Annotated in this window: 20 protein-coding genes; 7 read left to right on the top strand and 13 right to left on the bottom strand. The window is 66.0% G+C overall.

What is annotated here, in order from left to right:
* Window positions 1-64: 64 nt before the first annotated feature.
* Window positions 65-3898, top strand: a complete 3834-nt coding sequence (locus ACFQB0_RS01820; RefSeq protein WP_386726828.1) for a multifunctional oxoglutarate decarboxylase/oxoglutarate dehydrogenase thiamine pyrophosphate-binding subunit/dihydrolipoyllysine-residue succinyltransferase subunit — start codon at window positions 65-67, stop codon at window positions 3896-3898.
* A 128-nt stretch (window positions 3899-4026) separates the two neighbouring features.
* Here the strand turns inward: ACFQB0_RS01820 and ACFQB0_RS01815 are convergent, their stop codons facing one another.
* Together ACFQB0_RS01815 and ACFQB0_RS01810 are read right to left on the bottom strand one after the other, a co-directional pair.
* Window positions 4027-4269, bottom strand: coding sequence for a zf-HC2 domain-containing protein (locus ACFQB0_RS01815; protein WP_386726825.1), 243 nt, complete (start codon window positions 4267-4269; stop codon window positions 4027-4029).
* Window positions 4266-4889, bottom strand: a complete 624-nt coding sequence (locus tag ACFQB0_RS01810; protein WP_386726822.1) for a sigma-70 family RNA polymerase sigma factor — start codon at window positions 4887-4889, stop codon at window positions 4266-4268. The genes ACFQB0_RS01815 and ACFQB0_RS01810 overlap by 4 nt, the downstream gene beginning before the upstream one ends.
* A gap of 127 nt (window positions 4890-5016) precedes the next feature.
* Between ACFQB0_RS01810 and aroA the strand changes: the two genes are divergently transcribed.
* Genes aroA through bcp form a run of 3 tightly spaced genes read left to right on the top strand, consistent with a single transcriptional unit; the run spans window position 5017 to window position 7957 of the window.
* The gene (gene aroA / locus ACFQB0_RS01805) at window positions 5017-6378 is read left to right on the top strand and encodes a 3-phosphoshikimate 1-carboxyvinyltransferase (RefSeq protein ID WP_386726819.1); all 1362 of its coding nucleotides are present in this window, start codon (window positions 5017-5019) and stop codon (window positions 6376-6378) included.
* Entirely contained in the window at window positions 6375-7430 is a 1056-nt protein-coding gene (gene rsgA / locus ACFQB0_RS01800; protein ID WP_386726816.1) for a ribosome small subunit-dependent GTPase A, read from the top strand. Before aroA ends, rsgA begins: the two co-directional genes overlap by 4 nt.
* A gap of 41 nt (window positions 7431-7471) precedes the next feature.
* Window positions 7472-7957, top strand: a complete 486-nt coding sequence (gene bcp / locus ACFQB0_RS01795) for a thioredoxin-dependent thiol peroxidase (RefSeq protein WP_386726815.1) — start codon at window positions 7472-7474, stop codon at window positions 7955-7957.
* A 7-nt stretch (window positions 7958-7964) separates the two neighbouring features.
* On the opposite strand, the gene ACFQB0_RS01790 is transcribed toward bcp, so the two are convergent.
* Entirely contained in the window at window positions 7965-8414 is a 450-nt protein-coding gene (locus tag ACFQB0_RS01790; RefSeq protein ID WP_386726813.1) for a hypothetical protein, read from the bottom strand.
* Between the two features lie 179 nt (window positions 8415-8593).
* Here ACFQB0_RS01790 and ACFQB0_RS01785 point away from each other — a divergent pair, with 179 nt between their 5' ends.
* Window positions 8594-8842: a WhiB family transcriptional regulator gene (locus ACFQB0_RS01785; RefSeq protein WP_386726811.1), complete on the top strand. Its 249-nt coding sequence runs from the start codon at window positions 8594-8596 to the stop codon at window positions 8840-8842.
* Window positions 8843-8977: 135 nt separating this feature from the next.
* On the opposite strand, the gene ACFQB0_RS01780 is transcribed toward ACFQB0_RS01785, so the two are convergent.
* From ACFQB0_RS01780 to ACFQB0_RS01770, 3 genes are read right to left on the bottom strand one after another with little or no spacing between them, the layout of a single operon-like run.
* Complete coding sequence (locus tag ACFQB0_RS01780; protein ID WP_386726809.1) at window positions 8978-10471, bottom strand: sensor histidine kinase; 1494 nt, start codon at window positions 10469-10471, stop codon at window positions 8978-8980.
* A complete protein-coding gene (locus ACFQB0_RS01775) occupies window positions 10455-11732 on the bottom strand; it encodes an AAA family ATPase (RefSeq protein WP_386726807.1) in 1278 nt (425 codons plus the stop codon). Before ACFQB0_RS01775 ends, ACFQB0_RS01780 begins: the two co-directional genes overlap by 17 nt.
* A gap of 3 nt (window positions 11733-11735) precedes the next feature.
* A complete protein-coding gene (locus ACFQB0_RS01770; RefSeq protein ID WP_386726805.1) occupies window positions 11736-12380 on the bottom strand; it encodes a hypothetical protein in 645 nt (214 codons plus the stop codon).
* A gap of 139 nt (window positions 12381-12519) precedes the next feature.
* Here ACFQB0_RS01770 and ACFQB0_RS01765 point away from each other — a divergent pair, with 139 nt between their 5' ends.
* Window positions 12520-12801 carry a helix-turn-helix domain-containing protein gene (locus tag ACFQB0_RS01765; protein ID WP_386726802.1) on the top strand — a complete coding sequence of 94 codons (282 nt, stop codon included), beginning with the start codon at window positions 12520-12522 and terminating at the stop codon, window positions 12799-12801.
* Between the two features lie 111 nt (window positions 12802-12912).
* On the opposite strand, the gene ACFQB0_RS01760 is transcribed toward ACFQB0_RS01765, so the two are convergent.
* Entirely contained in the window at window positions 12913-13509 is a 597-nt protein-coding gene (locus ACFQB0_RS01760) for a hypothetical protein (RefSeq protein WP_386726800.1), read from the bottom strand.
* A 240-nt stretch (window positions 13510-13749) separates the two neighbouring features.
* Between ACFQB0_RS01760 and ACFQB0_RS01755 the strand changes: the two genes are divergently transcribed.
* Window positions 13750-14181: an Rv3235 family protein gene (locus ACFQB0_RS01755; protein WP_386726797.1), complete on the top strand. Its 432-nt coding sequence runs from the start codon at window positions 13750-13752 to the stop codon at window positions 14179-14181.
* Between the two features lie 114 nt (window positions 14182-14295).
* Here ACFQB0_RS01755 and secA read toward each other — a convergent pair whose 3' ends face one another.
* The 6 genes from secA to mtrA form a co-directional block, all read right to left on the bottom strand.
* Window positions 14296-17103, bottom strand: a complete 2808-nt coding sequence (gene secA, locus ACFQB0_RS01750; RefSeq protein ID WP_386726794.1) for a preprotein translocase subunit SecA — start codon at window positions 17101-17103, stop codon at window positions 14296-14298.
* Window positions 17104-17475: 372 nt separating this feature from the next.
* Window positions 17476-18153, bottom strand: coding sequence for a ribosome hibernation-promoting factor, HPF/YfiA family (gene hpf, locus ACFQB0_RS01745; RefSeq protein WP_386726791.1), 678 nt, complete (start codon window positions 18151-18153; stop codon window positions 17476-17478).
* Between the two features lie 91 nt (window positions 18154-18244).
* A complete protein-coding gene (locus ACFQB0_RS01740; RefSeq protein ID WP_386726789.1) occupies window positions 18245-18979 on the bottom strand; it encodes a ComF family protein in 735 nt (244 codons plus the stop codon).
* Between the two features lie 115 nt (window positions 18980-19094).
* Entirely contained in the window at window positions 19095-20798 is a 1704-nt protein-coding gene (locus ACFQB0_RS01735; RefSeq protein WP_386726786.1) for a GerMN domain-containing protein, read from the bottom strand.
* On the bottom strand, window positions 20785-22425 hold the full coding sequence (gene mtrB, locus ACFQB0_RS01730) for an MtrAB system histidine kinase MtrB (protein ID WP_386726784.1): 1641 nt from the start codon (window positions 22423-22425) through the stop codon (window positions 20785-20787). Before mtrB ends, ACFQB0_RS01735 begins: the two co-directional genes overlap by 14 nt.
* A gap of 3 nt (window positions 22426-22428) precedes the next feature.
* On the bottom strand, window positions 22429-23106 hold the full coding sequence (gene mtrA, locus ACFQB0_RS01725; protein WP_386726781.1) for an MtrAB system response regulator MtrA: 678 nt from the start codon (window positions 23104-23106) through the stop codon (window positions 22429-22431).
* Between the last annotated feature and the right edge of the window lie 13 nt (window positions 23107-23119).

The following is a 23119-nucleotide window of genomic DNA, read 5'->3' as shown; positions in this document are numbered from 1 at the left end:
CGTCTGCGCCCCTGCGACGCAGCATGTGACATCCAGAATCAACGGAGAGAGTGGGCGATCGGCTGTGTCGAGCCAGTTGACCGGATCGGGTTCCGACGAAACAGTGTCGGGCGAATATGGAGCCAATGAATGGCTCGTCGACGAGATGTACGAGAAGTACCTCATCGACAAGAACTTGGTCGACCGCTCATGGTGGTCGATTCTCGAGAGCTACCAGCCTCCCGCGTCACCGTCCGCCCCGGTGGATGCCTCGGTGGATGCCCAGGTGGATGCCCAGACCGGGACCGCAGCAGAGCACCCCGGGACCCCTGCGGAGACGCCTGCCGCCACTGTCGCCGAGCCCGCCGAGCCCGCCACTCCTGCTGCTCCAGCCGAGACCCAGAAAGACCACGAACCGGCGCCGCCGACGCATCCGATCACCGCGCCGATCCCGATCATCGGCAGCCAGCCCGCGGCGAAGACCACCTCGCTGGCGCCGAAGCCCGAGCCTGTGCCAGCCGATGTGCCCATTACGAGCCCGCAACCCGTCATCAGCGGGGAGCAGGCCGAGCAGGCACAGGATGTGATCACCCCCCTGCGTGGCATGGCCAAGTCGCTCGCGACCAATATGGATGCGAGTCTGGCCGTTCCGACCGCGACGAGCGTGCGCACGATCCCGGCAAAGCTCATGATCGACAACCGCATCGTCATCAACAACCATCTCAAGCGCACCCGCGGCGGCAAGGTGTCGTTCACCCACCTCATCGGTTGGGCGCTCGTGCAGGCGCTCAAGATCTTCCCGAGCCAGAACGTGTTCTACGAACAGGTAGACGGCAAACCGTCGGTCGTCAAGCCGGCGCACGTCGGCCTCGGCATCGCGATCGACCTCCCCAAGCCAGACGGCTCACGCGCCCTGCTGGTCCCCGCGATCAGGCGAGCGGACACCATGACCTTCGGCGAATACCTCGCCGCCTATGAAGACCTCGTGCAGCGCGCACGCAACAACAAGCTCACAGCCGACGATTTCGCCGGCTCCACGATCTCGCTCACGAATCCGGGCGGCATCGGCACCGTGCACTCTGTTCCCCGTCTGATGAAGGGCCAGGGCTGCATCATCGGAGCCGGCGCGCTCGAGTATCCGGCAGAATTCCAGGGTTCGAGCGAGAAGACCCTGGCCGGTCTCGCCATCGGCAAGACCATCACTCTGACCAGCACCTACGACCACCGCGTCATCCAGGGCGCGGGTTCCGGCGAGTTCCTCAAGGTCGTGCACGAGCTGCTCACCGGTCAGCGCACCTTCTACAGCGACATCTTCGCCGCCCTGCGCATCCCGTACTCTCCGATCGAGTGGGCGCCGGACATCAGCGTCGACATCGCGAGCGCCATCGACAAGACGGCCCGCGTGCAGGAGCTCATCAACGCCTTCCGCGTACGCGGCCACCTCATGGCCGACATCGACCCGCTCGAGTATGTGCAGCGTTCGCACCCCGACCTCGACATCTCAACGCACGGACTCACCTTCTGGGACCTCGACCGTGAGTTCGTGACGGGCGGCTTCGGCGACAAGCGTTCCGCGCTGCTGCGCGACATCCTGGGCGTGCTCCGCGATTCGTACTGCCGCACGACCGGCATCGAATACATGCACATCCAGGATCCCGCCCAACGCAGGTGGGTTCAGTCCAAGGTCGAGCGCAAGTACGAGAAGCCGACGCACGACGAGCAGATGCGCATCCTCGGCAAGCTCAACGAGGCCGAGGCCTTCGAGACCTTTTTGCAGACCAAGTACGTCGGCCAGAAAAGGTTCAGCCTCGAAGGCGGCGAGTCGACCATCGCGCTCCTCGACTCGATTCTGCAGGGCGCTGCAGAGAACGGTCTCGACGAGGTCGCGATCGGGATGGCCCACCGCGGCCGCCTCAACGTGCTCACCAACATCGCAGGCAAGACCTATGGTCAGATCTTCCAGGAGTTCGAGGGCACCCAGGACCCGAAGACCGTGCAGGGCTCGGGCGATGTCAAGTACCATCTCGGCACTGAGGGAGTGTTCCGTGGCGCGAACGGGGAGGAGATCCCGGTCTACCTCGCCGCGAACCCCTCGCATCTCGAGGCCGTCGACGGCGTGCTCGAAGGCATCGTTCGCGCCAAACAGGACCGAAAGCCCATCGGCACCTTCTCAACGCTCCCCGTGCTCATCCATGGCGACGCTGCGATGGCTGGCCAAGGCGTCGTGCTCGAAACACTGCAGATGTCCCAGCTGCGCGGCTATCGCACGGGCGGCACCATCCATGTCGTCGTCAACAACCAGGTCGGCTTCACGACTCCTCCTGGCGAGGGGCGCACGTCCATCTACTCGACCGATGTGGCCAAGACCATCCAGGCACCGATCTTCCATGTGAACGGCGACGACCCCGAGGCCGTCGTGCGGGTCGCCGAGCTCGCGTTCGAGTACCGCCAGGAGTTCAAGAGAGACGTCGTCATCGACCTCGTCTGCTACCGTCGCCGCGGTCACAACGAGGGCGACGACCCCTCGATGACGCAACCGCTCATGTACAACCTCATCGAGGCGAAGCGGTCGGTGCGCAAGCTCTACACCGAGGCGCTCGTCGGTCGTGGTGACATCACCGAGGAGGAGTACGAGGCCGCGCACCGCGACTTCCAGGACCGCCTCGAGCGTGCATTCATGGAGACGCACGCCGCGCAGACGAACTCGATGTCGATCGTCATCGACGAGAAGAAGGGCGCTGCGGTGAACGCGGTCGGCGAACCGGAGACCACAGGCGTCTCCGAGGCCGTCGTGCACCTCATCGGCGACGCGTTCAATAACAAGCCGGCCGGCTTCACTGTGCACCCCAAGCTCCAGCAATTGCTGCAGAAGCGACTCGACATGAGCCGCAACGGCAACATCGACTGGGGCTTCGGCGAGCTCCTCGCGCTCGGCTCGCTCCTCATCGAGGGCACTCCGGTGCGTTTCGCCGGTCAGGACGCGCGCCGCGGAACCTTCGTGCAGCGGCACGCGGTTCTGCACGACCGGGTGAACGGTCAGGAATGGCTGCCGCTCGCGAATCTGAGCGAGAACCAGGCCCGGTTCTGGATCTACGATTCACTGCTCAGTGAGTATGCGGCGATGGGCTTCGAGTACGGCTATTCGGTGGAACGTGCCGACGCCCTCGTGCTCTGGGAGGCGCAGTTCGGCGACTTCGCCAACGGCGCGCAGACCATCATCGACGAGTTCATCTCCTCGGCCGAGCAGAAGTGGGGACAGCGCTCGAGCGTGGTTCTGCTCTTGCCGCACGGTTACGAGGGGCAGGGGCCGGACCACTCCTCCGCCCGGATCGAGCGTTACCTCCAGTTGTGCGCGGAGAACAACATGACGGTCGCCCGGCCATCGACCCCCGCATCTTATTTCCATCTGCTGCGTCGGCAGGCGTATATGCGCCCGCGGCGTCCCCTCATCGTCTTCACCCCGAAGGCGATGCTGAGGCTGCGCGGGGCGTCGAGCGTCGTCGCCGACTTCACGACCGGAAAGTTCGAACCGGTGATCGATGATGCTCGCGTCACCGACAAGGCCGCTGTGAAGCGCGTGCTGTTCATGGCAGGCAAGCTCTACTACGACCTGCTCGCCGAGCTCGAGAAGAGTCCGAACCCCGAGATCGCCCTCGTGCGCCTCGAGCAGTTCTACCCGCTTCCCGGCGCCGAGCTCGCAAGCACGGCCGGCCAGTATCCGAACGCCGAGATCTACTGGGTGCAGGATGAGCCGGAGAACCAGGGCGCCTGGCCGTTCTTCTGCCTTGAGACGAACAAGCTGGGCACCCGCCCTGTCGGCGTCATCTCCCGTCCAGCCTCGGCGTCCCCGGCGGCCGGATCGGCGAAACGGCACGCGGCCGAGCAGACGGAACTCATCCGCCAAGCCCTCACCCTCTGAGATCCGAGGGTGGAGCCGCCCCGCAGGGGTTCCGCTGGGTCGGCAGAGGCCACCTGACAGGGCGCAGAACGGCACGGGAGCAGCCTGCGCTCGGCCCGTCCGACGGCGGGCCTCATCGCGTGGACGATCTAGTGGCTGGCTTGAACGGCGCGGAGCTTGAGCAGCACCTGGTCGCGCAGGTCCTCTGGGGCCACTTCCTTGCAGGCACGCTGCACCGCCTCGGTCAGCACCCTGCCGATGTGGTGCTCGGTCGTGCAGTCCGTGCAGTTCTCAAGGTGCTCGCGGATGTCCGCCGCGTCATCGCTGCACAGCTCGTTGTGCAGGTACTCCTCGAGTTCTGCCTTGGCCTTCTCGCAGCCGCAATCGCTCATTTCGTACTCCTGGGGGGTTTATCGCCGGCCGGGGCTGCGAGCCCGACGCCCTGTTCACGGGCGTAGTCGGCCAATAGCTCGCGAAGCATCCGCCTGCCACGGTGCAGCCGGCTCATCACAGTGCCAATCGGGGTCTTCATCATGTCGGCGATCTCCTGGTAGGAGAATCCTTCGACGTCGGCGAAGTAGACAGCGAGCCGGAAATCCTCCGGAAGCGTCTGGAGGGCATCCTTCACGGCGCTGTCCGGAAGATGGTCGATCGCCTCGGCCTCGGCCGAACGACTCGCACTCGCGGTCGTCGACTCCGCACCACCGAGTTGCCAGTCTTCGAGATCGTCGATCGTGCCCTGGTAGGGCTCGCGTTGCTTCTTGCGATAGCTGTTGATGAAGGTGTTGGTGAGGATGCGATACAACCACGCCTTGAGGTTGGTGCCCTGCTCGAATTGCTTGAAGGCGGCGAAGGCCTTCACGAACGTCTCCTGCACGAGGTCCTGCGCATCGGAAGGATTCCTCGTCATGCGGAGCGCGGCCGCGTAGAGCTGATCGATGAACGGGAGCGCTTGCTCCTCGAACAAGGCGTTGAGGTCCGGCGTGGCCGCGTCTGTCGATTCAGAGGTCATCACCCGCAATCCTAGAGCGTCAGGCTCTGCGGGCACCGCGGATACGTCGAGCGCGCGTTCCAGAAGCAGAGCCTGCGGCATCCGTGACCTCCGAAGTCGTTCGCTATACCGACTATTCTGATAACCGATGCTGATCTCGAGATATTCCGCCCCGGACTTCGATCCGTACGGCGACAACCGCCCGGAGGACGAGGGGGTGCTGTGGGCAGCGCCTCTCGCGTCCGGCCCGCTCGATGCGAGGCTGTCCCTCCCCGGCTCGAAATCTCTCACCAATCGCGAGCTCGTCCTCGCCGCCATCGCCGACTCGCCCTCCAGGCTCATCGCCCCGCTGCATTCGCGCGACAGCGGGCTCATGGTCGAAGCACTGCGTGCGCTCGGCACGACGATCGAAACCGTTCCGGGCGAGGGCGTCTTCGGCCCCGACCTGCTCGTCACCCCCGGCGAACTGACCGGAAGCACGACCATCGACTGCGGGCTCGCCGGCACCGTCATGCGTTTCCTGCCGCCGCTCGCCGGTCTCGCCCTTGGCCCCACCACCTTCGACGGCGACGAAGGCGCCCGCCGGCGGCCCATGGCCACCACGATCTCGTCCCTGCGCGCCCTCGGGGTCGACATCGACGACGACGGCCGACGCTCGCTTCCCTTCACCGTGCACGGCATGGGCACCGTCGATGGCGGAGCCGTCACGATCGACGCCTCAGCCTCGAGCCAGTTCGTGTCCGGACTCCTGCTCGCGGCGGCGCGCTTCGACTCGGGTCTGCGCCTCACCCACTCCGGTGAGCGACTGCCGAGCATGCCACACATCGACATGACGATCGCCACCCTGGCAGCGCGCGGCGTCGCGGTCGAATCGCCATCGGTCGGCGAGTGGGTCGTCTCGCCGGGGATCATCGCTGGTAGAGACGTCGCGATCGAGCCGGACCTCTCCAACGCCGCGCCGTTCCTCGCCGCAGCGCTCGTCACCCGGGGCCGCGTCACCATCACCGGCTGGCCGTCGCCGACAACGCAGATCGGGGCACGGCTCGAGCAGCTGCTTCCACTCTTCGGCGGCTCTGTCGAACGGGCAGACGGTCTGCTGACCGTGACGGGGAGAGAGAGCATACGGGGTGTCGAGCTCCACCTGCCAGAAGGCGGCGAACTCGTGCCGAACCTCGTCGCCCTGGCTGCGCTCGCGGACTCGCCGAGCACAATCACGGGCATAGGACACATCCGCCACCACGAGACCGATCGTCTCGCCGCGCTCGTCACCGAGATCAACGGGCTCGGCGGCGCCGTCACCGAGCTCGAGGACGGGCTGCACATCGAGCCGGCGACGCTGCACGGCGGGATCTGGCACTGCTACGAAGACCATCGGATGGCGACCACGGGTGCCATCCTCGGCCTCGCCGTTCCCGGAATCGAGGTCGAGAACATCGCGACGACCTCGAAGACGCTCCCGCAGTTCCCCGCGCTGTGGCACACGATGCTCGGTGGAGGCTCTCCCGCGTGAGCTGGTGGGACAACGGCGACGATGACGACGAACCGGAGTTCGACGAGTCGGATGTGCACGTGCGTCCGAATCGCAAAGGCAACCGTCCCCGCACCAAGACCCGGCCGGACCACGACGACGCTCTGACCGGGCGCGTGCTCGGCGTCGACCGCGGCCGCTACGCGGTCATGCTCGACGAGAACACGCCGGAGGAACGCCAGGTCACCGCCGCCCGCGCGAGCGAGCTGCGCAAACACGCGGTCGTCACGGGCGACCGTGTCGACATCGTGGGTGATACGAGCGGGGCTGAAGGCAGTCTCTCCCGCATCGTCCGCATCCGTCCGCGCGCCACGCTGCTTCGGCGCAGTGCCGACGACACGGACGCGGTCGAGCGCGTGATCGTGGCGAACGCGGACCAGATGCTCATCGTCGTGTCGGCCGCCAATCCCGAGCCGCGCATCCGCCTCGTCGACCGCTATCTCGTTGCCGCTTACGACGCCGGGATCGCTCCCATCCTCTGCGTCACCAAGACAGACCTCGCCGATCCCGCAGACTTCCTCGCGAACTTCGCAGCACTCCAGCTGCCGATCTTCACGAGCCGGGACGCCGACATCCCGATCGACACGATCGCCGATGCCCTCGTGGGGCACGACACGGTCTTCGTCGGCCACTCCGGTGTCGGCAAGTCCACCCTCGTCAACGCCCTCGTTCCCGGCTCTGACCGGGCCGTCGGCGTCGTCAACACCGTCACAGGGCGAGGACGCCACACGTCCTCGTCGACGGTCTCGCTGCGGCTTTACACGGACGCCGGCCGAGGCTGGGTCATCGACACCCCTGGCGTGCGTTCCTTCGGCCTGGGCCACATCGACACCGACAACATCCTGAAGGCCTTCACCGACCTCGCCGCCGTCGCCGAGCACTGCCCTCGTGGGTGCACACACCTCCAGAACTCCCCCGACTGCGCGATCATCGAGGCCGTCGAGGCCGGGGAGCTCGGCGAAACCGGACGTGTCCGGCTCGATTCGCTCCAACGCCTGCTCGAGACCTTCGCGGTGCACCCACGCCGCGAGTGAGCCGTCGTGCGAGCCGCCAGTCGACTGCCTACGATGGAGACATGACGGAAACCACGCGCCTCGAAGCAGGCGACACTGCCCCACCGTTCACTCTCGGCGACCAGGACGGCGCGCCCGTCTCGTTGGGCGACTTCGCCGGTCGCAAGGTGATCGTCTATTTCTACCCCGAGGCGATGACTCCGGGCTGCACCACCCAGGCGTGCGACTTCCGCGACAACCTCAACTCGCTGGCATCGGCGGGGTACCAGGTGCTCGGCATCTCCCAGGATGCCCCGGCCAAGCTCAAGGAGTTCGAAGAGGTCGACTCCGTCAACTTTCCGTTGCTCAGCGATGAGGATCGTTCCGTGCACGACGCTTACGGCACCTGGGGCGAGAAGAACCTCTATGGCAGGATTGTGACCGGCACACTGCGCTCGACCTTCGTGATCGATGAGCACGGGGTCATCGCGTTGGCTCTCTACAACGTGAAGGCCACCGGCCACGTCGCGATGCTGCGCAAACGGCTCGGCATCGACGCGGCAGCCTGAGCCCGCCTCATGAGCCGGGTTCGCCGTCGCGCACGAACTCGGCTCTGATGCGCGGGCTCAACAGCAGGCCGATGACCAGAAGCGACGGAACGATCAGAGCCCAGCCGATCTCGGGCCGCGCGTAGGTCCCTTGGAAACAGCCGACGGCGACGGCGATCTGCAGGAGCTGCCACGTCACCGCTCCCCCGCGGATCCAGGGGCTTCGTCGGAGCGATCCGATCGCAACGGCGAGCACGAAGACAAGAGCGACCGCAGTCAGGACGATAATGGCGACGGCGCTCTCGATCAACGCCGGACGCTCAGTGAGCGATTCGACCACGAGCCAGACCAGCGCAACGACCAGAAGGGCCGCCTCGGCGAACAGCAGAACCGAGAGGAGCATGAGTTCGCGCGGCGCACGGCGGTGGATTTCGGAGCTGATCGCGTCATCTACGCCACCGGAAGGCTGTTCACTCACAGGGATATCCCATACAAAACTATTGATTTGGGTCTTTTACTATGCGACCATATTTGAGGTCAAGTTGACGCTCACAGGGACGTGAGCTGGTCACTCAAGATCCTACTTCCTGCAACCTGGCCGTTACCCCCATTTCAGGCCGTTCGGCCATGCACCCCCGCAACAAAGGAGCACCCCCCATGGATTGGCGCGACAAAGCCGCCTGCCTGACCGCCGACCCCGAGCTGTTCTTCCCTGTAGGGAACACCGGACCAGCCGTCGACCAGATCGAGAAGGCGAAGACTGTCTGCGCACGGTGCAGCGTCACCGAGGTCTGCCTGCAGTACGCGCTCGAGACCGGTCAGGACTCGGGCGTCTGGGGCGGCCTCAGCGAAGACGAGCGCCGCGCGCTCAAGCGCCGCGCCGCACGCGCACGCCGCGCCTCCTAGTACCAGACTCGAAACGCGCCGCACGCCTCGCGTGCGGCGCGTTTTTCTGCGCCTGCTGACGGCGGCCGCGCGTCACAGTGCGGAACGCCGCGTCGTCGCCCACCACACCCGCGTGAACCTCGATCCGATGCCCCGCTAGTCCTTCTGTATCCAGCGCAGCGGAATCTCGATCGTCACTTCCGTTCCGCTTCCGAGGATGGTATGCCAGTCGATCGTGCCGCCCAGCTCGCCCTGGATGAGCGTGCGCACGATCTGCGTGCCAAGTCCCGACCCGACCTTGCCCTCCGGTAGACCGGCGCCGGTGTCGCGCACCTTGACGGCAAGCGTCTCATCGGAACGGCTGGCGACGATCTCGACATCTCCCTCGAGTCCGGCGAGTCCGTGCTCGACGGCGTTCGTGACGAGCTCGGTCAGCGCGAGTGCAAGCGGCGTCGCGTATTCGCTGGGCAAGACGCCGAAACTGCCCGATGACTTCGGGTGCACGGTCGTGTTGTGGACGGACGCGACTTCGGCGATGAGCAGCAGCACCCGGTCGAAAACCGCGTCGAAGTCCGCATTCTGGGAGAGCCCCTCCGAGAGCGTGTCATGCACGACCGCGATAGCGGCGACCCGGCGCATCGCCTGCGTCAGGGCCTCGCGTGCCTCGTCGGAGTGGGTTCTGCGCGCCTGGATGCGCAGCAGAGATGCGACCGTCTGCAGGTTGTTCTTGACCCGATGATGGATCTCGCGGATCGTCGCATCCTTCGTGATGAGCTCGCGCTCCTGATGCCGAAGCTCGGTCACGTCGCGGCACAACACGATCGCACCCGTGCGCTCGCCACGATTGCGAACCGGGATCGCGCGCAACGACACCGTGACTCCACGAGCCTCGATGTCAGTACGCCACGGGGCTCGTCCGGTGACGACGAGCGGAAGCGACTCATCAACGACGAGCTTTCCGGTCAGCAGCCGCGTCGTCACCTCGGCGAGCGACTCGCCTTCGAGCTCGTCGACGAATCCCATCCGGTTGAACGCCGAGAGCGCGTTCGGGCTCGCGAAGGTGGTCACGCCATCGACATCGAGACGGATGAGGCCGTCCGATGCGCGCGGTGCACCGCGTCGTGGGCCGGTCGGCGCACCGAGATCGGGAAAGTCACCGGACGCGATCATCGAGAACAGCTCACTCGCACAATCATTGAAGGTGAGCTCCTGGCGGCTCGGTGTGCGCGCCTCGCTCAAATTGGTATGACGCGTGAGCACGGCGACCGGAGCATCGGCGATGGCGGAACCGCCCGATGACAGACGACGCATGACCGGAACGGCACGCACCCGGGTTGGGGTCTCCTCATACCAGTCCGGAGCCGAGGAATCGACGATGTGCGCCGTCTCGAAAGCCTCGGTCACCTGCTTGCGCCACTCGCCCTTGACCTCCTGACCGACGAAGTCGCGGTAGAACAGCGTGGCGGCGCTCGACGGACGCGCGTGGGAGACCGCCACGAAACTGTCGTCCGCGGCCGGTACCCAGATCACGATGTCGGCGAAGGCGAGATCCGCGATGAGCTGGCAGTCCGCGATCAGCATATGCAACCAGTCGACGTCCGCCTGACTGCTCCGCCCCTGGGCAAATACGAGATCACTGAGCGTCGACACGTTTCCAGCGTAGCCCCCGAGCCGAGCCGAGCCGTCCGAGAAGCCCACGCCGGTGCCCCTGCCGGGTCTCGGGCGCTGAGAGCAGTTCCTGTCGCACGAAACGCCGCACGCTCTGCCCGACGGGCGACTTCGGCGCCGCATCAGGCAGGGTGCGGCCGCTCAACAACGCAGCATCCAGACCCTGCTGATCGTCCGGAACGATCAGGACGTCGTCGATGCCGCCGAAACGCCTCAGCGTCGACCGCACCTGTCCTCCGGCGTCGAGGCCGATCGCGCTCGAGCGAACGCGGTTCATGACCACGCTCACCCGATCGGTCGTGATCACCGCGGCCAGTTCGGCGTAGGCACGAAGAAAGCGAGACATGCCGACGGGATCGGCGAGACCGACCGCGACGACATGATCCGCGTCGCGCAGCGCAGCGAGCGTCGCTGCATTGCGCCTGGGCGCGAAGAGGTCGCTCGAGATCTCCTCGTCGCGTTCGAGGTTGAATCCGGTGTCGAGCACGACATAGTCGACCCAGTCTCGACAGGCTTCGATCGTTCGCGTCACCCGCTCGGCACCCAGTTCGGGCCAACGAGACGGCCGGCCGAGGCCGGTGAGCACCCAGAAGGCGCCACGGGGCGATTCATAGCGCTGGGCGACCCTTTCGAGTTCGGCCCGGGTGAGGCTGTCGGATGCCGCAAGTCGGCAGGCCGCCGCGAACCCCGGCGCCTCGTCGAGCATCCCCAGCGCGGGCGCGGCCGAACCGCTATAGGTGTCGGCATCGGCGAGCACGACACCGTAGCCGATCGCCGCGATCTCTGCGGCGATCGTGATCGCAAGCGTCGTGCGACCGGGCGCCCCAGCAGGCCCCCACACCGCGACAACCGAACCTCGATCGGGCGAACTCGACAGCGGCCCCTGCCCGAGACGCAATGGAACGGGTACGCCGGCATCGATCATGGCCTGGATCTCCGGCCAGTCCGCCGTCGCCTCCAGCACCTCGTAGAGCCCGAGGGATGCCGCATGCCTCCGTTCCAGGTCGCTCGACGCCAGCGCGATGACACGAACCCCTCGCGCATCGCATACCGCGATCAGCTCGGCGTTGAGAACCGAGCGCGCAGCGCCCACGAGCGCCACGCTCGGCGTGAACGCCTCGACAGCTGCGAGAAGCTCCCGAGCGGACGACACCCTGGCGACGATGCTGTTGCCGTATTCGACGATGTCGCCGAGCAGACGGTCTTCGACTTCTCGGTCGAGGGCGAGAGCGACGACGGCCATCGTTCAGCGTCCGAGCGGAGTCGTCGCAGGCACGACCGAGAGGGCATCCCCGTTGGCAATCGCCTCGAGCACGGCGGCGACCCTTCCGCGTCGCACGGTGATCTCGACCGCCTCGCCGCCGCCGTCGGCGATGAGGCCTTCTGGTTCGAGCACACGCACGACCTCCGCCGAGTCCACGAGCACGGTCGGCGGACCGAATCGCGATTGCTCCAGCCGGTCGGCCGCCCACACGTCGACACGCGCCCCAGCTGCGACCGTAGCCGAGAGACGTCCCGAGGCGATCACCACGACAGAGGTCATGTCGGCATCGGCACTCGACCCGACCGCGGACGCCGGCACGAGCTCGCCGGCGGCGACCGATCGCACGACCACGAGTCCGCCCTCCGGGACAACGCCGGCATCGAGATATTCACCTCGCGCCGATCCGAGACGCACATTCGTCACGACGAGATCCGCCGTGTCAATGCGTTGGCCGACCGTCAGGGCATCTCGGGCCGCATAGACCCGTGCCGAGTCGTCGGCGCTGGCGACGACGACGTAGACGCCGCCGACGGATGCCGCGATCAACACGATGCCGATCGCGAAACGTGGATCGAACCAGAAGGTACGCGCACCGGAACCTCGCGCCCCGTCCTTGCGTGCGACCATCCGTCTCCCTCGCTCTCACTGTCGAATCGGCCGTTGACCGACCAGTACCATCGTGACCGCTTTGAGAAAATCGCGAGAAAGTTATCCACATGCGGAAGGGTCTCATCCCCTTCGCAGCCGATCGCGGGATAATCGAGAAATGGCCTCCTCCCCCTCCAGCGATGCCGTGGGACGGTTCCTCACGCTTGCCGACACGGCGGAGATCCTCAACCTCACGGTCGCCGAAATACGCGGACTCGTCGATTCAGGCGAGCTGCCGGCCATCAGGCTCGGCGGTTCGTGGCGCGTCGAACGAGTGGTTCTCGAGTCGTACATCGAGGCGAAGTACGAGGAGTCGCGTCGTATGAGCCTGTGGCAGCAATCGGACTTCGCGAACATCCCCGAGCTGTCCGGCGGAACGATTCTCCGGAGCGACCACTGACGACCGGCCCGTCTGCATAAGGAGAGGCCTTCGAAGGGAAAGAAGGCAGAATGCGCCGAACTGGCCGCCCTTCCGGCCTCATGCCTCCCCTCCTGTCGAACTCGGTTCGGGCTAATCGTCGATCCGCACGAGCTGTATCCGCTCGAGCGGCACGATCCGATACTGAGACACCGAGGACTCCCGTCTCGGGAGCCCCGTCTCGTGCACGGCCAGATCGAGGTGGTCGCGACCAACCCGGTCGATCGTGCCATGCACGGATCCGCTCGTCGTGACGAGCTCGATCGCCTTACGTCGGCGACAGAGATCGCGCAAGACGAACGCGACGCCGATCCGGTCCGCCAATCTTTCCGGAGTCTCCGCAAGCGAGCGAAGACTCGGCTCGACTCCGGAACGATCGATCAGCACGGCCACGACCGCCGCGGTCGGCACGATGCACTGGGAGTCCCGCCGACTCCCGTCAACGAGATCGCCCGAGAGCCAGTCCTTGCCGAAGGTGATGGGACGGATCGCGACGACGACTCCCGAGAGCAGTTCGAGGCGGATGATCCTGCCGTCGACACGTGAAGCAGCGAGCGCCGCGAGCCGAGCGCGCAAAGACAACCGCCCGATCCGAAGCCGCTCCTCCTCAGCACGCAGGTCGACCTCGTCGGCGTTCAGCTCATGTTCGAGCTGACTCTCGAGGTCGTCGAAGAGGCTGTCCCAGCGCATGCGACGACGCTAGTCTTCGACATCCGCCGTCCGTCAAAGTTATCCACAGCGCATTTTTGCTCTGGACACGAGCCATACGGTTCTGCTTTCATCCCATGTTAAGGATTCCACCCCCGTACGGGGGTGGTCTTGTCGTTCGTGCGTCGAACCCGGTGCACCCGACCGTTGAATCAACGGAGTTGCATCGATGAGCACCGCAATCGTCCCGCTCGACGACCCCACCGATCGCGAGCCCCGCACATGAGCGCCGCCACGAACGCCGGCGGGCCAGCAGTCTCTCGGTCGGCAGACCACGACGACTACTTCGCCCATCAGCCGACGTCGCGCTCTGCGCTGCCCGATCCCGAGCCGCTCCTCGTCAACCTCACGCGGTGCGTCATGGAGGTGCTCGCTGGCGCTCGAGAACTCGAGCAGATGGCGCGCTGGGTGAGTGACGAGGTGTACGCCACGCTCCTGAAACGCGTCGTGCTCGCTGCCCGCGCCCGAGCGGTCAAGCGACAGCCAGCGCAGCGCCCCACCGTGCAGATCGGACGGGTCATGATGTTCGAACCGCGCGACGGTGTCGTCGAAGCCGTCGTGATGGTGCACGGCCGCTCGCGATCTCGCGCAGTGGCGCTGCGCCTCGAAGGCATGGACAGACGCTGGCGGGCAACCGCGATCAGCGTCCTCTGACGGACGCCGAACGCGCCCACTCACTCCCCACCGCGAGACTGCGTGAATCGTCGGATAAGAGACTCTTTTCGACGATTCACGCAGTCTCGCGGTGGGGTTTGGAGGACTCTCCCTCTACTTGCGCTTCCCCTGGGTGCGACGCTCAGCGCGATTGCCGGGGGTCGGGTTTTCTCCTCCCTCGGCGCGTTGTCCGAACGCACCGCGAGGCGCGGGCTCCTGTGTGGGAACAGGCTCGCTCTGGCTCGCCGCCACCTGCCGGCGCGCACGTTCCGTGGCAGCCTGCTGGATCTGGCCGCGCTGGTTGCGCACCTCGACCCCACCGGAGTCGCTCGGAGCCGTGTAGCTGAGTTTCTCGGCTGGGGCCTCCGATCGTGCGAGGCCCTTCGCGGCGACCCGCGGACCGGAGACCTCACCAGGAGCCTGGCTCACTTCGACCTCGAGGTTGAAGAGAAAGCCGACCGTCTCCTCACGGATCTGCCCCATCATCTGCTGGAACATCGAGTAGCCCTCGCGCTGGTACTCCACGAGGGGGTCGCGCTGCGCCATCGCACGCAGGCCGATGCCGTCCTTGAGATAGTCCATCTCGTAGAGGTGGTCGCGCCAACGACGGTCGATCACCGACAACACCACGCGACGCTCGAGCTCGCGCATGGCAGGCGATCCGAGCGATTCCTCGCGCCTGCGGTAGGCGAGCTTGGCGTCGGAGAGGATCTCCCTGCGCATGAAATCGCGGTTGATCTTGCCCTTGTTGCCCGCCTCCGCGACGACTTCGTCGATCGTGAGACCAACGGGATAGAGCGTCTTGAGCTCGGTCCACAACGCGTCGAAGTCCCAGTCGTCGCCGTTGCCCTCGCCCGTATGCACCTCGAGCACCTCGCCGATGACGTCGTCGAGGAACTTCTGCGTGCGCTCATGCAGGTCGTCGCCCTCGAGCACGTGTCGGCGATCGCCGTAGATCGCCTCGCGCTGACGATTGAGAACGTCGTCGTACTTGAGCACATTCTTGCGGATCTCGGCATTGCGCGCCTCCACCTGCGATTGCGCGCTGCGGATGGCGCGGCTCACGACCTTCGACTCGATCGCCATGTCGTCCGGCACACCGCCACGACCCATGAGACTCTCGGCAGCACCCGCGTTGAACAGCCGCATGAGGTCGTCGGTGAGCGAGAGATAGAACCTGCTCTCGCCCGGGTCGCCCTGGCGACCGGAACGACCGCGCAACTGGTTGTCGATCCGGCGCGACTCGTGACGCTCCGTGCCGAGCACGTAGAGACCACCGGCGTCGATGACCTTCGCCGCCTCCTCTGCGACGACCTCTTTGACACGGTCGAACACCTCGTCCCACACGGCCTCGTAGTCGTCGGGGGTCTCGACGGGGCTGAGCCCCTTGGCATTCATCTCCGACACGGCGAGGAACTCGGCGTTTCCGCCGAGCATGATGTCGGTACCGCGGCCCGCCATGTTGGTGGCCACCGTCACCGATCCGAGCCGGCCAGCCTGTGCGACGATCGCAGCCTCGCGCGCGTGGTTCTTCGCGTTCAGGACCTCGTGCCGCACGCCTTTCTTGGCGAGCAGGCGGGAGAGGTACTCGCTCTTCTCGACGCTCGTCGTGCCGACGAGGACAGGCTGGCCCTTCTTATGACGCTCGACGATGTCTTCAACGACCTGGCCGAACTTCGCCTCCTCGTTCTTGTAGACGAGATCGGGCTGATCGATGCGCTGCATGGGTTTGTTGGTCGGGATCGGCACCACTCCGAGCTTGTACGTGCTCATGAACTCTGCGGCCTCGGTCTCGGCGGTTCCGGTCATTCCGGAGAGCTTCGAGTAGAGACGGAAGTAGTTCTGCAGGGTCACCGTGGCGAGGGTCTGGTTCTCGGCCTTGACGGCGACTCCCTCTTTGGCCTCGATCGCCTGGTGGATTCCCTCGTTATAGCGACGACCCATGAGGATGCGGCCTGTGTGCTCGTCGACGATGAGCACCTCCCCGTTCATTACGACGTAATCCTTGTCGCGCTTGAACAGGGCGTTGGCCTTGATCGCGTTGTTGAGAAAGGAGATGAGCGGGGTGTTGGCCGATTCGTAGAGATTGTCGATGCCGAGATAGTCCTCGACCTTCTCGATGCCGGGCTCGAGCACACCGACGGTGCGCTTCTTCTCATCTACCTCGAAGTCGGCATCGCGAACGAGGCGCTTGGCCAGGCTCGCGAACTCGTTGAACCACCGATTGGCCTCGCCAGATGCCGGCCCAGAGATGATGAGCGGGGTACGGGCCTCGTCGATGAGAATGGAGTCGACCTCGTCGACGATCGCGAAGTAGTGGCCACGCTGGACCATGTCGCTCGCCTGCCAGGCCATGTTGTCGCGCAGATAGTCGAAGCCGAACTCGTTGTTCGTCCCGTAGGTGATATCGGCCGCGTACTGCTCTCTGCGCTGCTCGGGGGTCTGCCCGGAGAGGATGCAACCGGTCGTCATGCCGAGGGCGCGGAACACGCGCCCCATGAGTTCCGACTGGTAGCTCGCCAGGAAGTCGTTGACCGTGACGATGTGCACGCCGCGGCTCGTGATCGCATTGAGGTAGGCGGCCGTCGTCGCGACGAGGGTCTTGCCTTCACCGGTCTTCATCTCCGCGATGTTGGCGAGATGAAGCGCCGCGCCTCCCATGAGCTGCACGTCGAAGTGACGCAGACCGAGCGTGCGATGGCTTGCCTCGCGCACGGCGGCAAAGGCCTCGGGCAGGAGGTCGTCGAGCGACTCGCCGTTCGAATAGCGCTCACGCAACTCGACCGTCTCGTGCTTCAGCTCTTCGTCGCTGAGGTGGGTGAAGTCCTCTTCCAGCGCGTTGACGGCTTTCGCATAGTTCTCGAGGCGACGCAGGATGCGCCCCTCACCCACACGAAGAACCTTTTCAAGAATCGAGGCCACGAATGCACTCCAGTTGTCGTCACGGCGTAGTCGCTACGCCTTGCGTCCGGTCGGACGCCGGGTTACCGCCCGCAGCCGGCAATCATAGCAATCGTACCGGGATGCGGCCCGGGCGAGCCGCCGCATGGTGCGAAGACACAGCAGCGACCGCTCCTGCCCGATGAGAACACCGGGCCGCCCCATCGAACTGAAAGACCACCGACCCGGAGAACCGCTCACAAAGCTCATGTCGACGGGAGGATCACCCGAGCACCGTCGGTCGCGAAGCCCGGCCGGTGGCAGTCCGTCGAACGGATACGGGAACCGCTGGATCGGGAGCCGCATGCAATACACGGCCGCGGTGAGGCGCACCGCGGCCGTCGTCGGAAGCGATCAGGCACGAGCCGCCTGGTCCTCCTCGTCTTCCTCTCCGAGTCCGATCACCCCGTAGTCCCAGCCCTTGCGGCGATAGACCACGCTCGGACGATCCGTTTCAGAATCGTGGAACAGGTAGAAGTCGTGGCCGACGAGCTCCATGTTGTAGAGAGCGTCGTCGATCGTCATTGGAACGGAGGCGAAGACCTTCTTGCGGATGACGACGGGGCAGTAGGCGTCCTCTGTCTCTTCCACGTGGCTGCCCTCGTCGATGACCGGGATCGAGCCCGTGCGCACCTGGTACAGAACCTCCGCGTCGGCCGGCTTGATGTCGACGACTCTGAACCCACCCGTGCTGGCCTCGCGGAGCGACGTCGGTCGATGCTGGCCTCGATGCACCTTCCTGCGATCCTTCGCGCGACGTACTCGCTCGAGCAGTCGGCCGAGGGCGACATCGAACGCGGCGTACTTGTCGGAGCCGTCAGCCTCCGCACGCACCAGCGGACCCTTCCCGATGAGGGTCAACTCAACCCTGTCGTTTCCCGAGCTGCCGTTCGTCTCATGGTGACGGCTGACCTTGATCTCGAGAGCGAGGGCACGATCGGCGAGATGAGCGATCTTGTCGGCCTTCTCGGTCGCGTATTCGCGAAATCGATCGGTGATTCCCAGGTTGCGTCCGACGATGTTTGTTTCCATGACGACCTCCCAGATCTGGCGCGCCGCCCAGAAACAACAGGGCGGTCCTTTCACGCCTTTAGGCCAACCGTAGTCGTCGCATCCGGATAAGTCATCGGTTATTTCTCCGAGTCTCCCGTGCGCCGAAGTTTCGGTCGGAACGCAGCCTGGTCTCGGCGAGGACCGCCGCCCCCAGCACGCTGCCACCGGCGGCTTCGATCGCGCGCGCCGCTTCCTGAATCGTCGCCCCCGTTGTGACGATGTCGTCGACGATGAGGAACGCGCGCCCGGCGATGGATGCCCGCCGGGAGCGACGAATGCCGGATCTCACGACGAGCGTCCCCTCGAGATTGACCCGCCGCGCTTCGCGCCCCAGCCCGACCTGATCGGCTCGGGCGATGGAGTGCCGCAGGAGCGCGCTCGGTCGAAGACCGGCCCTGCGCAGCAGCACCCCAACCGGATGATAGCCTCGCGCCCGCCAGGACGTCCGCGACGAGGGGATCGTCACGAGTTCCACGGCCGAAGCGCCTGACGCCAGACCGAGGGGGAACCCGCCTCCGAGCGCAGCAGAGACCGCCGCTCTCAGCCCACGACCGAGCACGCGCGCGAGATCGGTTCTGCCGGCATCCTTGAACGCGATGATCGCCCTCCGCACGGCACCGTCGTAATCGTAGACGCACCAGATCGGGATGCCGAGTCGTGCGGTGAGGTGCGGTCGCGGTTCGAGTTCTGCCAGACAGGCCGCGCAGAGCGAGCCGTCGGGCCGCCCGCACGACGCGCAGACGATCGGCACGACCACGCAGAACGCCTCGGTCGCCGCTCGCGCAAGCCCGTCGAGTCCGCCCATGGCCCCGAGTGTGACACCCGAGGACGCTGTGCGGTCTCCGCCGCCGCGGAACCGTGGACGACGAGCGGGCCCGGCACATTGTGCAGGAGCGGATTCGCCTCCTGAGCGCTCTGGCTCAGGACCCCTGCTGGGTTCCGAGCATCGACACCCCGTTGATCCGCTCCTGCCAGCCTCCCCCACGCCGAAGCTCGAGCTCCCCTGTCCGGGTCAGAATCCGCAACTCTCGCACGGAGTTCCCTCCGGCGATCGTGACACCGCCCGGCGTCCCCTCGATGCTCGCGCTCAGTCCGCCGAGCTGCTGGGTCGTCACCTGGGTTTCACCGCTCGGCAGCGCGGTGAGCGATGCCACCGTCAGCTCGTCGACCCAAGCCGCGTCGCTGGGCACGCCGGCCCCGGTCGCCAACGTCACGGACCCGCCGAGGCTCTGCGGCGCGTTACGTTTCTCGCCGTCCCCCCTCAGCACGGCGGCGGCCACGAATCGGGTCGTGTCGCCCGCTTGGTACAGCGCGACCACTCTGGTGCCGTCGCGGGAGACGTCGAGCGAGATGATCCGGGTCGCGTCGGGCCAGTGCGTCTCGACGTGAGTGGCCGTTCCGTCCTGGGCGTAGACGAACAGCTCCCCCGGAGCGTCCGCCGGGACCGACCAGACGTAGCCGAAGTCGTCGATGGCTGGCTGGATCAGCCCGCGGCGCAGATCGACGAGCTGCGCGCCGCTGCCCGCGCGCACCGAGTAGACGCCGTCCTGGCCGAGCGCCGCAGCCGAGGCCTGTCGGCTGCCCAGGGTGACGGCCGACGGCTCGATCGCCACGATCGCGTCGGACAATCCGACGATCGGCGCGACCGTGTTGGCGGTCGGCGCGAGGAAGCCGAACTGGCCGTCGCGCAAAACCAGAGAACGCGAATCGACATGCGGGTCCTTGATCGGCGGGTTCACGGTGATCTTGGGGATCTGCTGGTCGATCTGATCGGTCGAGATCGTGACGTCGGAGATCGCGCTGACGCTGCTCAGGCTCGCGCTCAGCTGCAACTGCATCCTCTGCAGATTGATCAGCTCGGTCTGAAGCGCCTCACCGTTGAGATCGACCTGGGCATTGCGTGCGACGACCTGCACGGAGTCCGACGACAGCTTGGTGCCGTCGAGGAATGCAGAGACGACCGCACCCTTGAGCCACGTGCTCGGCCCCTTCAGCAGCTCTTTGACGATCTGGGTGGGCGTGGAGGTCCTGCGCGGGAACCAACGCACCTCCGGTACGAGGTAGGTGAAGCTCGGATCGTAGAAATAGAGCGGATAGCTGCCGAAGACGAGCCCGAACGTCGGCTCGCCCAGCACGATCCCCGGCGGTGCCTTTCTGATGCGCCACTGGCCGTCCACCTGCTCGAACTCGTAGCCGAGCGGTACGGACGCGGTCGAGTCCGGCACGTCGAAGACGCCGGCCGCGTCAACATCCGCCGCCGGCGTGAGGGTGAGCACCATCGAGTTCTCACCGGTCACCGAATAGCTGCGGCTCGCCTCCTTGTCGATCGTCACCCCGGCGTCGGGATCCCATTCACGGCTGAAGGAGGGCGTGAGGAACTCGCGGGCGGTCGCATAGCGATCCTGCGGACTCGCGGCGGCGTCGACGAAGCCGCGCAGGATCTCCTCCTGGAGGGCGTCCTTCTCGGGGCCGCGCGAGAGGATGTCGATCTCGGGATTGTCCTCTGAGACGATGACGTCGCCGACCTCCACCGTTCCGGAGCGGGGAATGCCCGCGCAGGCGACGAGCACGACGGCGAGCGCCGCGGCAGCCGCAACCGAGCGGATGACTCTACGCATCGTCATCTCTCCTCCCTTCCTGAGCCGGCTGCAGAGCACCGGCGTCCTCAGGCGGGAGCAGCAACGGCGACTCACCCGGCTCGACGCCGACGATGCGGGGCACGACCAGCAGGAACGCCGATCCTCGTCCGGGAGATGACCAGACTTCGATGCGGCCGCTGTGCAGGGTTGCGTCTTCGAGGGAGATCGCGAGGCCGAGCCCCGTTCCCCCGATCGTGCGCTGTCGCGACGGATCCGCGCGCCAGAACCTGTCGAAAACGCGATCGGCCTCGTCCTCGGTCATGCCGAGGCCGTAGTCTCGCACCATGAGCGCCACGGCCGACGCGGTGCTGTCGATCGAGACGACGATGGGCTTTCCCTCACCATGCTCGATCGCGTTGCCGAGCAGATTGCGCACGATGCGACGGATCCGCCTCGGATCGAGCTCCGTGCTCAGGTGGCCACCGGGAGCGACGAGCCGTACCTCGGTGCCGTTCTTCTCGGCGAGCGACCGCATGCTGTCGATCGCGTCCTCGGCGAGATGCACGAGATTGGTCGGCTCTGTTTCGAGGCGCACGGAGCCGGCGTCGTAGCGGCTGATCTCGAGCAGATCGCCCAGCAGCACCTCGAACCGTTCCACCTGGGTGTGCAGGAGCTCGGCGGTGCGCTCCGTCGCGGGCGGGAAGGTCGCACGCTGGTCATAGAGCACGTCACCTGCGAGCCGGATCGTCGTGAGCGGGGTGCGCAGTTCGTGCGAGACATCCGACACGAAACGCTGCTGCACCTCCGAGAGCTCCGCCAGTTCCTTGATCTGGCTCTGCAGGCTGTCTGCCATGCCGTTGAACGAGCGGGCCAGTGTTGCGATGACGTCTTCTCCCTTCTCGGGGATGCGCACCTCGAGATCTCCCGCCGCGAGCTTCTGGCTGGTCTCGGCGGCGACACGGATCGGGGTCACGACGAAACGCACGACGACCCAGGTGACGGCGCCGATGAGCAGCATGAGGGCGAGGGCGGCGATGAACGCCGTCTGCTGGACGAACAGGAGGGTGTTCTCGGCGTCGGCGAGGCTGTAACCGAGATAGAGCTCGTATGCGCCAGCAGCCGGGAGCAGGATCTGCGAGCCGACGACGATCCCCGGCGCAGTCCCGCCATCCCCGGTCGGGAGCTCGACCGATTGCCAGTACTGCTCGTCGGGGTTCTGCTGCACCTGCGCGCGCAGTTCCGGGGTGATGGCACCGTTCCGCAGCTCAGGACTCGCGAAGTCCTGCGGCGCAACGGCCGAGGTCGCTCCTGGGATGAGGAACACCGCGCTGAGGCGGCTCGACGAGGTCGCGTTGATGCTGATACGGGCGGAGGTCAGCACCGCTTGAACGGCCGCGCGGTCGGTCGCGTCCGAAGCGTCGAGGATGTGCTGGGCGGAGCTCGTCGCACGGCTCGAATCGAGCAGCACCTGTTCAAGACGGGACTGGAACAGGTTGTTGCTCACACTCAGCGACAGGTAGACCCCCGTGAGCAGGATCGCGATCCCGGACAGGCCGAGGGTGATGGCGACCGTGCGGAACTGGAGGGACTCCCGCCAGAGGCGGAGCAGCTGCTGCGGCCAGCTGCGCCAGGACCGCCAATCCAGCCACGGCCTGCCGACGCGTGTGATCATGGGCTAGGTGACGGTGCCGGCCCGATAGCCGACGCCGCGCACGGTCATCACGATACGCGGATTGTCCGGGTCGTCCTCGACCTTGGCGCGTAGCCGCTGCACGTGCACGTTGACCAGCCGGGTATCCGCCTTGTAGTGGTAGCCCCAGACTTGCTCGAGCAGCATCTCGCGTGTGAACACCTGCTGCGGCTTGGAGGCGAGGGCGAGGAGCAGATCGAACTCCAAGGGTGTCAGATTGATGCGCTGCTCGCCGCGCCGCACCTCGTGTCCGGCCGCGTCGACGATGAGATCGCCGATCTGCAATGTCTCGGCAACGGCCGTCATCGGCCGCAGCCGCGTGCGGATGCGAGCGACGAGCTCCTTCGGGTTGAACGGCTTCACCATGTAGTCGTCCGCACCCGATTCGAGGCCTTTCACGACGTCGGTCGTGTCTGACTTGGCCGTGAGCATGATGACCGGGGTGCCGGACTCCGCCCGGATGAGGCTGCACACCTCTATGCCGTCGAGGCCGGGCAGCATGAGGTCGAGCAGGACGAGGTCCGGCCTGGTCTGACGAAAGGCGTCGAGAGCGAGGGCGCCGTCGGTGCAGAAGCCCGGCTCGAAGCCTTCGCCGCGCAGCACAATGCCGATCATCTCCGCCAGGGCGGTATCGTCGTCGACGACCAAAATCCGTGCGTTCATGCTTCCGTCTCTC

Source organism: Luethyella okanaganae (genome assembly GCF_042660285.1).
Lineage (GTDB): Bacteria > Actinomycetota > Actinomycetes > Actinomycetales > Microbacteriaceae > Luethyella > Luethyella okanaganae.
Note: the sequence above shows the minus strand (reverse complement) of the source record. Positions and strands in the feature narration are given on the sequence as shown.

Bases quoted from the DNA above. Each gene is read 5' to 3' on its own strand.
- ACFQB0_RS01810 (WP_386726822.1), bottom strand. From the start codon at position 4,889: ATGACCTCTGAATCGACAGACGCGGCCACGCCGGACCTCAACGCCTTG.
- ACFQB0_RS01760 (WP_386726800.1), bottom strand. From the start codon at position 13,509: ATGCGCTGGGACAGCCTCTTCGACGACCTCGAGAGTCAGCTCGAACAT.
- ACFQB0_RS01770 (WP_386726805.1), bottom strand. From the start codon at position 12,380: ATGGTCGCACGCAAGGACGGGGCGCGAGGTTCCGGTGCGCGTACCTTC.
- ACFQB0_RS01755 (WP_386726797.1), top strand. From the start codon at position 13,750: ATGAGCGCCGCCACGAACGCCGGCGGGCCAGCAGTCTCTCGGTCGGCA.
- hpf (WP_386726791.1), bottom strand. From the start codon at position 18,153: ATGGAAACAAACATCGTCGGACGCAACCTGGGAATCACCGATCGATTT.
- ACFQB0_RS01785 (WP_386726811.1), top strand. From the start codon at position 8,594: ATGGATTGGCGCGACAAAGCCGCCTGCCTGACCGCCGACCCCGAGCTG.
- mtrA (WP_386726781.1), bottom strand. From the start codon at position 23,106: ATGAACGCACGGATTTTGGTCGTCGACGACGATACCGCCCTGGCGGAG.
- ACFQB0_RS01775 (WP_386726807.1), bottom strand. From the start codon at position 11,732: ATGGCCGTCGTCGCTCTCGCCCTCGACCGAGAAGTCGAAGACCGTCTG.
- bcp (WP_386726815.1), top strand. From the start codon at position 7,472: ATGACGGAAACCACGCGCCTCGAAGCAGGCGACACTGCCCCACCGTTC.
- ACFQB0_RS01740 (WP_386726789.1), bottom strand. From the start codon at position 18,979: ATGGGCGGACTCGACGGGCTTGCGCGAGCGGCGACCGAGGCGTTCTGC.
- ACFQB0_RS01735 (WP_386726786.1), bottom strand. From the start codon at position 20,798: ATGACGATGCGTAGAGTCATCCGCTCGGTTGCGGCTGCCGCGGCGCTC.
- mtrB (WP_386726784.1), bottom strand. From the start codon at position 22,425: ATGATCACACGCGTCGGCAGGCCGTGGCTGGATTGGCGGTCCTGGCGC.
- ACFQB0_RS01815 (WP_386726825.1), bottom strand. From the start codon at position 4,269: ATGAGCGATTGCGGCTGCGAGAAGGCCAAGGCAGAACTCGAGGAGTAC.
- aroA (WP_386726819.1), top strand. From the start codon at position 5,017: ATGCTGATCTCGAGATATTCCGCCCCGGACTTCGATCCGTACGGCGAC.
- ACFQB0_RS01765 (WP_386726802.1), top strand. From the start codon at position 12,520: ATGGCCTCCTCCCCCTCCAGCGATGCCGTGGGACGGTTCCTCACGCTT.